An 11370-nucleotide genomic window follows, 5' to 3' on the forward strand; every position below is an offset into this window, starting at 1 on the left:
CCCCCGCCCTCCCCCAGAGTGGGAGGGAGAAAAACATCCTAGGCCGTTTCCGAAAACAGCTCGCGCCCGATCAGCATGCGTCGGATCTCGCTGGTGCCGGCCCCGATCTCGTACAGCTTGGCATCGCGCCACAGCCGTTCCACCGGAAACTCCTTCGTGTATCCCACGCCGCCCAGCGCCTGGATCGCCTCGCCGGCCATCCACGTGGCCTTCTCGGCCGAGTACAGGATGGCGCCGGCCGCGTCCTTGCGGAAGGTGCGCGCATGGTCGTTGCGGTCGCAGGCCTTGCCCACGGCGTACACGTAGGCGCGCGTGGCCTGCCAGGTCGAGTACATGTCGGCCAGCTTGCCCTGCATGAGCTGGAACTCGCCGATGCTCTGGCCGAACTGCTTGCGCTCGTGGATGAAAGGCAGCACCGCGTCCATGCACGCCGCCATGATGCCCAGCGGGCCGCCCGAGAGCACGGCGCGTTCGTAGTCGAGGCCGCTCATCAGCACCTTCGCGCCCATGCCTTCGCCGCCGAGCACGTTCTCTTCGGGCACTTCGCAGTTGTCGAAGAACAGCGGGAAGGTGTTGGAGCCGCGCATGCCGAGCTTGTCGAGCTTGGTGCCGGCCGAAAAACCTTTGAAGTTCTTTTCGACGATGAAGGCCGTCATGCCGCGCGCGCCCATCTCGGGTTCGGTCTTGGCGTAGATGACCAGCGTGTCGGCGTCGCCGCCGTTGGTGATCCACATCTTGCCGCCGTTGAGCACGTAGTAGCCGTTTTTCTTCTCGGCCTTGAGCTTCATGCTCACCACGTCGGAGCCGGCGTTGGGCTCGCTCATGGCCAGCGCGCCGACGTGCTCGCCGCTCACCAGCTTGGGCAGGTACTTTTTCTTCTGCGCCTCGCTGCCGTTGCGGTGGATCTGGTTCACGCACAGGTTGGAGTGCGCGCCGTACGACAGGCCCACCGAAGCCGAGGCGCGCGAGACTTCTTCCATGGCCACGATGTGCGCCAGGTAGCCCAGCTCGGTGCCGCCGTACTCTTCCTTCACCGTCATGCCGTGCAGGCCGAGCTCGCCGAGCTTCTGCCAGAGGTCGTGCGGGAACAGGTTGTCGCGGTCGATGGCGGCGGCGCGGGGTGCGATCTCGTGGGCGGCGAAGTCCTGGATCGCGCTGCGCAGCGAGTCGATGTCCTCGCCCAGGTCGAAGTTCAGGCCGGGATCGTGCATGTGTCTTGTCTCCTCTGAAGGGTCTGCGCAGTGCTACCCGCGCTGGATGGCGCTTGCGAAAGATCGCAGCTTACGCCTCGCTGTTTCGCAATTGGCGCCACAATGGTTGCAAATTGCGCCACGCCCGATCCGCATATCCATGTCGTCCCCGTCCTTCCTGAGACCTGCCCGCGCCGTCACGCCGATGGCCTTCGTGCGAGCCATCGTGCAGGGCTACGAGCGCTACGGCAAAGACCCGGCCGAGGCCCTGAAAGCGGCACAGATCACGCCGCGCGATCTGGCCCGCCCGGGCGCGCGGGTCACGGCCGCGCAGTTCGAGGCGCTGTCGGGCCATGCCATGCAGGAGCTCGACGACGAGGCGCTGGGCTGGTTCTCGCGGCGCCTGCCCTGGGGCAGCTACGGCATGCTGTGCCGTGCCTCGCTGACCTCGCCCGACCTGGGCGTGGCCATCAAGCGCTGGTGCCGCCACCACCGGCTGCTGACCGAGGACATCGGCCTGGCGCTCGAGGTGGCGGGCGGCGTGGCCACCTTGCGCATCACCGAGAACCGCCCGCTCGACGATGCCTTCCGCGAGTTCTGCCTCGTGACCAGCCTGCGCTTCATGCACGGCTACATGTGCTGGGCCATCGACTCGCGCATCTCGCTGCGCAGCGCGACCTTTCCATTTGCCGCGCCGCCGCACCGCGACGCCTACGCGCCGATGTTCACGCCCGAGGTTCGCTTCGACGCGCCCAAGGCCGGCATCAGCTTCGACGAACGCTACCTCGCCCTGCCGCTGCAGCGCGACGAACGCGCGCTGCGCACCATGCTCAAGCGGGCGCTGCCACTGACCATCCTGCAGTACCGGCGCGACCGCCTGCTGGGCCAGCGCGTGCGCGAGCTGCTGCGTTCGCGTGCGAGCGAGGCCACCACGGCCGAGGCGCTGGCTGCGCTGCTCAACGTGTCGAGCCGCACGCTGCACCGGCAGCTGCACGAGGAAGGCACGTCGCTGCAGGTGCTCAAGAACGAGGTGCGCCACGAGGTCGCCGTGGAACAGTTGCGGCGCACGACGCGCCCCATCAAGCAGGTGGCGCTGGCGGTGGGGTTTCGCAACGAGAAGAGTTTTTCGCGCGCATTCCTGCAATGGACAGGGCACGCGCCGCGCGACTTCCGGCAGCAGGGGCTGTAGGCGGCCCCTGCCGTGCTCAGGTGGCCGGGGCGTCGATCAGCGCGAGCGCGTCGGCAATCGACTGGCTGTCTTCCGGACGCACCAGCTTCGCGACTTCCTTGCCGTCACGCATGAACACCAGCGTGGGCCAGAGCCGCACGTTGAACGAGCGGCCCAGCGGGCGGCCGCTTCCGTCTTCCACCTTGATGCGGCGCACGCCCGGGTACTTGGCAAAGGCCTCGGCGATGTTCGGCTGCGCGGCCTTGCAGATGCCGCACCAGTTGGTGCCGAACTCGACCACGGCGGGGCCGCTGAGTGCATCGATTTCGCTGCGATCGGGCTGCTCGGTCTTGTATTCGGAATTCATGCCCTTCATTCCACCAGAAACTCAGGCCGCCTGCAGGCCATAGCCCGAAAGCAGCGCCGGCAGTTCGGCCATGTCGCTGAACACCTTGACCGCGCCCACGCTCAGCAACGGGCCGGGGCCGCTGTGGCCCGATTCGCCCGTGCTGTAGCCGAACACCGTGGCACCGGCGGCCACGCCCGCCATCGCACCGGTGACGGTGTCTTCGACGATGGCGCAGCGCTTCGGATCGACCCCGAGGGCTTCAGCGGCGGCGAGGTAGACATCGGGATGCGGCTTGGAGCGCGGCATCTCGTGGCCGCTGAAGATGCGGCCCTCGAAACAGTCGAGCAGGCCGACCTTGGCCAGCTGCAGCTCGACCTTGTGGCGGTCGGCACCCGAGGCACAGGCAATGCGGCCCTTGAGCCTTGCATGGATGTCCCGGATGGCCGCAGGGGCGTTGGGTATCGCCGTGAGAGTGCGTTCGAGGGCTTCGTTGCGGCGCGCCCGGAACGCCTTCAGCCACTCGGCGGTGATGGCGAAGCCCGTCTTCGATTCGATGAGGGCGGCTTCGTCCTTCACGGCCTTGCCGGTGAAGGTGTTCATCGACTCTTCGGTGGTGATGTGCCAACCGAGTTCGCCGAGCATTTCGGCGAGCACGCGGTTGGTGATGGGTTCGGAATCGACGAGAACGCCGTCGCAGTCGAAGAGAACTGCGGAGAAGGGGAAGAGGGTCATTGCGCTGCAGGGTTCGGGGGAGTTCCCCATGGTAGCAACGACCCCGGGCGCGCTCAGGCCGCCGGCTTGATCGGGATGTAGATTTCGCCCCCGCCCGCCATGAATTCCCTGGACTTCTGCTCCATCCCGTCGGCCAGGGCCTCGGCCTCGGCCACGCCCTTCTTCGCGGCGTACTCTCGGACCTCCTGCGTGATCTTCATCGAGCAGAACTTCGGGCCGCACATCGAGCAGAAGTGAGCGACCTTGCTGGAGTCCTTCGGCAGCGTCTCGTCATGGAATTCGCGCGCCGTGTCCGGATCGAGGCCCAGGTTGAACTGGTCCTGCCAGCGGAACTCGAAGCGCGCCTTGCTCAGCGCGTCGTCGCGCGAGCGTGCGCCCGGATGGCCCTTTGCCACGTCGGCCGCATGCGCGGCGATCTTGTACGCAATGATCCCCTGCTTCACGTCGTCGCGGTCGGGCAGGCCCAGGTGTTCCTTGGGCGTCACGTAGCAAAGCATCGCGGTGCCGGCCCAGCCGATCATCGCGGCGCCGATGGCGCTCGAGATGTGGTCGTAGCCCGGCGCGATGTCGATGGTCAGCGGGCCGAGCGTATAGAACGGCGCCTCGTGGCAATGCTTGATCTGCTCGTCCATGTTGGCCTGGATCATGTGCATCGGCACGTGGCCCGGGCCTTCGATCATGGTCTGCACGTCGTGCTTCCATGCGACCTGCGTGAGCTCGCCCAGCGTGCGCAGCTCGGCGAACTGCGCTTCGTCGTTGGCATCGGCGCCCGAGCCCGGCCGCAGGCCGTCGCCCAGCGAGAAGCTCACGTCGTACGCCTTCATGATGTCGCAGATGTCCTCGAAGCGCTCGTACAGGAAGCTCTCCTTGTGGTGCGCGATGCACCACTTGGCCATGATCGAACCGCCGCGCGAGACGATGCCGGTCATGCGGTCGGCCGTCAGGTGGATGAATGGCAGCCGCACGCCCGCGTGGATGGTGAAGTAGTCGATGCCCTGCTCCGCCTGCTCGATCAGCGTGTCGCGGAAGATCTCCCAGGTCAGGTCCTCGGCCACGCCGCCCACCTTCTCGAGCGCCTGGTAGATCGGCACGGTGCCGATGGGCACCGGCGAGTTGCGCACGATCCAGTCGCGCGTGGTGTGGATGTTCTTGCCGGTCGAAAGATCCATCACGTTGTCGGCGCCCCAGCGGATCGCCCACACGAGCTTCTCGACCTCTTCCTCGATGCTCGACGTGACGGCGGAGTTGCCGATGTTGGCGTTGATCTTGACCTTGAAGTTGCGGCCGATGGCCATCGGCTCGACTTCGGGGTGGTTGATGTTGGCCGGAATGATGGCGCGGCCGCGCGCCACCTCGTCGCGCACGAACTCGGGCGTGATGATGCGCGGAATCTGCGCGCCCATCGGGTTGCCGGCCACGCGCTTCGCGCGCGCCTCGTTGGCGAGGTATTCGGCCATCCACTCGCGCTTGCCGTTCTCGCGCAATGCCACGTATTCCATCTCGAGCGTGACGATGCCGCGGCGCGCGTAGTGCATCTGCGTGACATTGGCACCCGACTTGGCGCGGCGCGGCGTGCGCTGCAATGCGGAAGCTCCGGCGCGCAGTTCGGCCAGGCGCTGGGCGTCGTGGTCATGCGCATGCTTCAGGCCTTCGTCGAGCGCCTGGTGCGAACGGCCTTCGTAGATCTCGGTGTCGTTGCGCTCGGCGATCCATGCATCGCGCACGCCAGGCAGGCCGCGGCGCACGTCGATCTCGACCTTGGCATCGGTGTACGGGCCGGAGGTGTCGTAGAGCGATACGGTCTCGCCGTTGGTCAGCAGCACGTCGCGCACGGGCACGTTCAGGTCGGGCCGGCTGCCCGAGATCAGGCACTTGTGCGACGCGGGAAAGGGCTCGCGCGTGAGCGAAAGCAGCGAGGTGAACTTGTCGGGGGCATTCATGGCAGGCACTCCTTGTTGAGGAAAGGGTGCTCCGCAATCGCTCGGTGGGCTTTGGAGAAACCCGTCACGGAAGGGGGAGTGACGGACCGAAGCCAGGGAGTGCAGCTCTTCTTACGCCGGTATGACCCGGATCAAGTTCGCGGGTCGGCTGCTTTGCCATCTCAGCACGCCACATGCGTACACCCCGGAGCGGGGCCGATTGTGCGGGCCTGCGCCCGGCGCGTCAACCCAGGGGCTGCTGCAGGTCGCCGTCCAGGTAGTACCAGCGCCCGTCCTCGCGCACGAAGCGGCTGCGCTCGTGCAGGCGCGTGGCGGCGCCCGTGGCCGCGCTGCGCTGGCGCGCGACGAATTCGATCTCGGCATGGTCCGCGTCGAGCACCGAGCGCGAGCGGATGTCCAGCCCCAGCCATTTGACGCCCGGCTCGAACTCGATCGAGGCCGGCCGCTTCGACGCATGCCAGGTGGCGAGCAGGTAGTCGCCGCGCTCCAGCACGAAGGCCGAATAGCGCGAGCGCATCAGCGATTCGGCGTCGGGCGCGGGCGTATTCTGGAAATCGTCGAGGTAGCGGCCGCAGCACAGGGCGTAGCCGATGGGCTTGTCGCGGCGGTCGGTGCGGCCGCAGGGGCAAGGTCCGGTGGTGGGATCGATGGCGCTCATGGAGACCGCTATTGGAACACCTCGCGGCCCGGGTGCCGACAGGGCAAGCCCCGAAACCGGTCGATCGGGCGCGTTTGCGCTGCCGCGCGGGGTTCCTGCGGGCATTCACCCTTGGCGCGGCGCTTGCTGGACGCTAGGGTCTGTCATCAATCAAACGCCCTCGCGGGGTTCCCTCCGGGCTGGCCCCGCCATACGGCGTCTGCTTTGTCGGCCGGCTTGCCCATGGGTGGCCATGGGCAGCGCCGCCCTCCGCACATCCACCGCATGGCGGGGCCAGCGCGAGGGCGTTTGATTGATGACAGACCCTAGCGTTGCAACGACCCCATCGAGAAAACCGGCGATGTACCTCACAGGCACTGAACAGCACGCCCTGCGCGGCGTTTTCGCGCTGCTGGCGGAAGACGACCACGGCGAACGGGAGATTCGCGAGCATCTGGGCCGGGCCCTGCTCGACCTGCTGCACGCGGACCAGTTCGCCTCCTTCGTGTGGGATGCCGGGAGCGGCAACTTCGGCGCGCGCGTGGCGCTGCACATGGACCCTGCCAACCTCGACCGCTACGCGCAGTGGCATCAGCACCACGACCCGATCACCTTCGTGCTGCAGTCGCGCCGCCGCGCCACGCGCGTGACGGAGGTGATGCCGCAGCGCGAACTGATGCGCACCCCCTTCTTCAACGACTTTCTCGCGCGCGACGGGCTGCACTGGGGCATGAACCTGCACGCCTTCGAGGGCGGGCGCGCACTGGGCGACCTGCGCATCTGGCGCCGCAAGGGCCGCGGCGATTTCGGCGATCACGAGAAGGCGCTGCTGGACCTGATCGAGCCGGCGTTCGCGGGCGCCCTGCAACGGGCGCAGCGCGCGGCGGCTTCGGCCGCGGCAGTGCCCGCGCCCGCCGCATGGACTTTGCTCAGCGCACGCGAGCAGGAAGTGGCCCGCTGCGTGCGCGAAGGGCTCACCGACAAGGAGATCGCGCGTCGCCTCGCAGTGGGCGTGCCGACCGTGCGGACCTACCTGCGGCGCATCTTCGACAAGCTGGGCATCGAGCGCCGCTCGGCGCTGGCAGGCTGGGTGGCGCCGCCCGCGCGCTGACCCGGCGCGCTTACTTCGGCGCCGGCAGGCGGCCCAGTACTTTTTCCACCGCGAGGCCCACGGCCAGCAGCCTGCGGTCGCTGCCGGCCGGCCCGTCCAGCTCCAGGCCCACGGGCAGGCCGCTGGTGGCGCCAAGGCCGGAGGGCAGTTGCACGCCCGGAATGCCGGCGTTGCTGCCGGGGTCGGTGTTCCGGATCAGCGCGCCGAAGTTCTCGGGGCTGCTGGCTTCGGGCGCCGCGGCCAGCGCCACGCCGGGCACCGTCGGGAACACCAGCGCATCGAGCCTGTGCTTCGCGAAGGTGTCGCGGTAGAGCTTGCGCAGCGCGGGGCGAGCGACGTGCATCGCGTGCTCGTAGGCCGGCCTGGCGTCGACCACGCCGTTGGCTACGGGCAGCTTGCGCGGGACAACGAAGGCCTCGAAGGTCCCCTTGACGTCGGGGCTCGCAATGCCGGCCGTGAGCTGCGCGATGTCGATGCCCGTGCGGTACTTCGCGAGGTAGGCCGCCATGTCGTCGTACGCCTCGTAGAGCGCGAGCGGGAAGCCGACCGCGCCGTTGAGCTCCATCAGCCCCGGCATGTCCACGTCCACCAGCGTGGCGCCGGCCGCGCGCAGTTTCGCGAAAGCGGCGTCGGTGGCGGCGCGCGTGTCGGTGTCGAGGCCGGCCTGGAAGGCGGGCACCACGCCGAGCCGCACCCGCTTCAGATCGGCCGGCTTCAGCGGAGCGCCGCCGGCAATGATGCTGTCGAGCAGCGCCACGTCGGCCATCGATTGCGCCATCGGCCCTGCGGTGTCGCGCGTGTGCGAGATCGGCGCAATGCCTTGCTGCGGATAGCGCCCCACCGTGGGGCGCAGCGACGCGCAGCCGTTGAACGCGCACGGAATGCGCACCGACCCGCCCGTGTCGGTGCCCAGCGCGGCCGGCGCCATGCGCGCGCCCAGCGCGGCGCCATTGCCCGACGACGAGCCGCCCGCGATGCGGCTCGGGTCGTAGGCATTGCGCACGCCCACCTCGGGGCCGCTCTGGAACGCGGGGTTGTAGCCGGTGACGCCGAAGGCCAGCTCGTGCATGTTCGTCTTGCCGAGCACGACGGCGCCGGCCGCGCGCAGCCTGGCGACCACCGGCGCGTCGGCGGTCGGCACGAAACCCTTGAGCGCGGGCGTGCCGGCTGTCGCGGGCAGGCCCCGCACCTGGATGTTGTCCTTGATGGCCACCGGCAGCCCGGCCAGCGGCGTGCAGGCGCCGCCGCGCTTGCGCAGTGCATCGGCGGCGCGCGCGGCTGCCAGGGCGCCGGCTTCGTCGAGCGTGACGAAGGCGTTGAGGTTCGCCTTGGCCTTGGCCTGCGCGAGGTAGGCCGACACCAATTGCTCGCTGGTGACGGTGCCGGCGCACAACTGCCGCACGGCTTCGGTCGCGGTCAGTGTGGCGATATCGGGGACGGCAGGCTGGGCATTGGCGCAGGGGCCGAGCGCAGCGGCGAGCGGCAATGCCGCAAGCCATGCGGCGCGGGAGACGGGGGTGGCAGAAGTCATGGCAAGGCACTCCGTGAAAGAGGCAGCCATGGTGCGCCGGCGCGGGGCGCCTGTCTGTCATCCAAACCGATGACAGACAGGCGGCGTCGCTCACGCGAGAGCGCGTTGGATCAACAGCTTCTGGATGTCCGACGTACCTTCGTAGATCTGGCACACGCGCACGTCGCGGTAGATGCGCTCCAGCGGAAAGTCGTTCACGTAGCCGTAGCCGCCCAGCGTCTGGATCGCAGCGCTGCATACGCGCTCGGCCATCTCGCTCGCGAACAGCTTGGCCATGGCTGCTTCCTTCAGGCACGGCCGCCCCGCATCGCGCAGGCTGGCGGCATGCCAGATCAGCTGGCGCGCGGCTTCGAGCTGCGTGGCGCATTCGGCCAGCCTGAAACCGACGGCCTGCTGGTCGAAGATCGAGCCGCCAAAGGCCTGGCGCTCCTTGGCATAGGCCAGCGCCACGTCGAAGGCGCTGCGCGCCATGCCCACGCTCTGCGCGGCAATGCCGATGCGCCCGCCCTCCAGCGCGCCGAGCGCGATCTTGTAGCCCTCGCCCTCGGCGCCGATCAGGTTCTCGCACGGAATGCGACAGCCGTCGAAGTTGATCTGCGCGGTGTCGCTGCTGTGCTGGCCCAGCTTGTCTTCCAGGCGCGCGACGTTGTAGCCCGGTGTGTCGGTCGGCACGATGAAAGCGCTCATGCCGCGCTTGCCCGCGCCCTTGTCGGTCACCGCGATGACGATGGCCGCCTGGCCGTTCTTGCCGCTGGTGATGAACTGCTTCACACCGTCGATCACGTAGCCGTCGCCGTCCTTGCGCGCGGTGGTGCGCAGGCTCGATGCATCGCTGCCGGCTTGCGGCTCGGTAAGGCAGAAGGCGCCGAGCATCCGGCCCTGCGCCAGCGGCTCGAGCCACTTCTTTTTCTGCTGCGCGTTGCCATAGCGCATGAGGATGGCGTTGACGGGGCAGTTGGTCACGCTGATGGCGGTGCTGGTGCCGCCGTCGCCGGCCGCGATTTCTTCGAGCACCAGCGCGAGCGTGAGGTAGTCGAGGCCCGCGCCACCGTCTTCCTCGGGTACGCAGATGCCGTAAGCACCCAGTGCCGCAAGGCCTTGGTGAGCCTCCTTGGGAAAGCTGTGCTCGCGGTCCCACTTCGGGGCGTTGGGCCACAGTTCGGCTTGCGAGAAGTCGCGCACCGCGTCGCGGATGGCTTCCTGGTCGGGGCTGAGCAGCATGGCGTTGTCTCCTGTCCGTCTTTTTTCGAGTCGTGCTTACTTGCCGGCGCCCAGGTCCATGATCAGGCGCGCCGCCATGTACAGGCGGCGCGGAATGGCACTGATGTCCACGTACTCGGCCTTGTCGCTGTGGTAGCCGAAGCCCGGCAGGCCCAGGCTCTCGATCACCGGCTTGCCCGACAGCGCCGCATAGGCCGCGTCCGTGCCGCCGCCGGTGCGCTCTTCCACGCCGAGGTTGCCGCCGGCCTCCTTGTAGAAGCCCACAGCCTTGTCGACCAGTTTCTTGCCGCCTTCGCCCGCGTTGAAGGCCGGACGGCCGCGCGTGACGACCACCTTGACGTCGGCCTCGGGCAGCTTCTTCTGCTGCGCGCGCTCTTCCAGCGTCTTCATGGCGGCGTCGAAGTCTTCGTTGCGCGCATAGCGCACGTCGGCGTTCAGCGTGGCGCTGGCCGGGATGATGTTCGACACGTTGCCGGCCTTGGCGATGGTCCAGTTGAAGCGCAGGTTCTTCGCCTTGTCGTCGATGTTCATGGTGCGCAGCACGAGGTCGGAGGCCTCGACCAGCGCGTTCACGCCCATCTCGGGCGCGCCTCCCGCATGCGAGGCCTTGCCGGTGATGTTGACCTGCACGTAGGCGATGCCCGAGGTGCCCAGCGAGAGTTTCTCGTCGCCGGCACTGGCGGGCTCGAAGGAGAGCACGTAGTCGGCCAGCTTGGCTTCTTCCTGGATCAGGTCGCGCGAGCCGAAGGAGCCTTTTTCTTCATCAGTGTTGAACAGCACGGTGATGGTGCCGTAGTCGCGCACGCCGTAGTCCTTCAGCAGCTTGAGCGTGTGCAGGATGACGGCGTTGCCGCCCTTGTCGTCGGCGATGCCGGGGCCGTAGGCCTTGTCGCCTTCGATCTTGAACGGCGCCTTCGCGAGCGTGCCCTTCAGGTACACGGTGTCCATGTGCGACATCAGCAGCAGGTTCTTGCCGCCGCGGCCCTTGATCTTGCCGACGATGTTGTCGCCCACCACGAGGCCGGCCGACTTGCTGCGCGTGACCGTGAAGCCCAGGTTCTTGAGTTCGCCCTCGAGGTAGTTGCCGGCGGCGGCGATGCCTTCGGCGTCACCGGTGCCGGTCTCGATGTTGACGAGCTTTTCCAGCGTCTTGATCACCGCAGGCTGCTCGTCGGTGGCGGCCTGGAACAGCACGTTGTCGCGCTTCTGCGCCCAGGCGGCGCTCGCCACGAAAGCGGTGGCCAGCACGGCGGCAATGGCGGTACGGTGGATGGATGGGCGCATGAAATCTCCTGCTCTACGCATTGTTTGAAGTATCCGAACGAAAAAGCCCGGCACCCCCCCCCCCCCCCCCCCGGGGGGGGCGGGGGCGCCCCCCCCCGGGGGTTTCTCTCCCGGGGGGGGTTGCCCCCCCGGGGGGCCGCGGGGGCCCCCCCGCCGCCCCCCCCCGCTGCCGTCGGACAGGCCCGCGACGTGGGTGGCGGCGAGCGC

10 protein-coding genes and 1 riboswitch are annotated in these 11370 nt (G+C 68.3%); of the genes, 2 read left to right on the forward strand and 8 right to left on the reverse strand.

All coding sequences use genetic code 11. The annotated features are described in order from the left end of the window. Positions 1-38 precede the first annotated feature (38 nt). The gene (locus ACCC97_RS27935; RefSeq protein WP_413336216.1) at positions 39-1211 is read right to left on the reverse strand and encodes an isovaleryl-CoA dehydrogenase; all 1173 of its coding nucleotides are present in this window, start codon (positions 1209-1211) and stop codon (positions 39-41) included. 139 nt (positions 1212-1350) lie between these two features. Between ACCC97_RS27935 and ACCC97_RS27940 the strand changes: the two genes are divergently transcribed. Then, entirely contained in the window at positions 1351-2379 is a 1029-nt protein-coding gene (locus ACCC97_RS27940; RefSeq protein WP_413315552.1) for an AraC family transcriptional regulator, read from the forward strand. A gap of 16 nt (positions 2380-2395) precedes the next feature. On the opposite strand, the gene ACCC97_RS27945 is transcribed toward ACCC97_RS27940, so the two are convergent. The 4 genes from ACCC97_RS27945 to ACCC97_RS27960 form a co-directional block, all read right to left on the reverse strand. Further along, positions 2396-2725, reverse strand: a complete 330-nt coding sequence (locus ACCC97_RS27945; protein WP_413336218.1) for a thioredoxin family protein — start codon at positions 2723-2725, stop codon at positions 2396-2398. 21 nt (positions 2726-2746) lie between these two features. Next, positions 2747-3439: an HAD family hydrolase gene (locus tag ACCC97_RS27950; protein ID WP_007827811.1), complete on the reverse strand. Its 693-nt coding sequence runs from the start codon at positions 3437-3439 to the stop codon at positions 2747-2749. A gap of 53 nt (positions 3440-3492) precedes the next feature. Further along, positions 3493-5379: a phosphomethylpyrimidine synthase ThiC gene (gene thiC / locus ACCC97_RS27955; protein ID WP_413336220.1), complete on the reverse strand. Its 1887-nt coding sequence runs from the start codon at positions 5377-5379 to the stop codon at positions 3493-3495. Between the two features lie 91 nt (positions 5380-5470). Then, positions 5471-5576: riboswitch (TPP riboswitch) on the reverse strand. 26 nt (positions 5577-5602) lie between these two features. Beyond that, positions 5603-6037, reverse strand: a complete 435-nt coding sequence (locus ACCC97_RS27960; protein ID WP_007827801.1) for a YchJ family protein — start codon at positions 6035-6037, stop codon at positions 5603-5605. A 340-nt stretch (positions 6038-6377) separates the two neighbouring features. Between ACCC97_RS27960 and ACCC97_RS27965 the strand changes: the two genes are divergently transcribed. Next, complete coding sequence (locus ACCC97_RS27965) at positions 6378-7127, forward strand: helix-turn-helix transcriptional regulator (protein WP_007827799.1); 750 nt, start codon at positions 6378-6380, stop codon at positions 7125-7127. A 10-nt stretch (positions 7128-7137) separates the two neighbouring features. On the opposite strand, the gene iaaH is transcribed toward ACCC97_RS27965, so the two are convergent. The 3 genes from iaaH to ACCC97_RS27980 form a co-directional block, all read right to left on the reverse strand. Next, positions 7138-8658 (reverse strand): indoleacetamide hydrolase, encoded by a 1521-nt coding sequence (iaaH, locus tag ACCC97_RS27970; protein ID WP_413336222.1) that lies wholly within the window; start codon positions 8656-8658, stop codon positions 7138-7140. 90 nt (positions 8659-8748) lie between these two features. Next, positions 8749-9879, reverse strand: a complete 1131-nt coding sequence (locus ACCC97_RS27975) for an acyl-CoA dehydrogenase family protein (RefSeq protein ID WP_413336224.1) — start codon at positions 9877-9879, stop codon at positions 8749-8751. Positions 9880-9915: 36 nt separating this feature from the next. After that, on the reverse strand, positions 9916-11163 hold the full coding sequence (locus tag ACCC97_RS27980) for a glutamate carboxypeptidase (RefSeq protein WP_007838712.1): 1248 nt from the start codon (positions 11161-11163) through the stop codon (positions 9916-9918). Positions 11164-11370 lie beyond the last annotated feature (207 nt).

It is taken from the genome of Variovorax sp. Varisp85, from assembly GCF_047304045.1.
In the GTDB taxonomy this organism is placed as follows: Bacteria; Pseudomonadota; Gammaproteobacteria; order Burkholderiales; family Burkholderiaceae_C; genus Variovorax.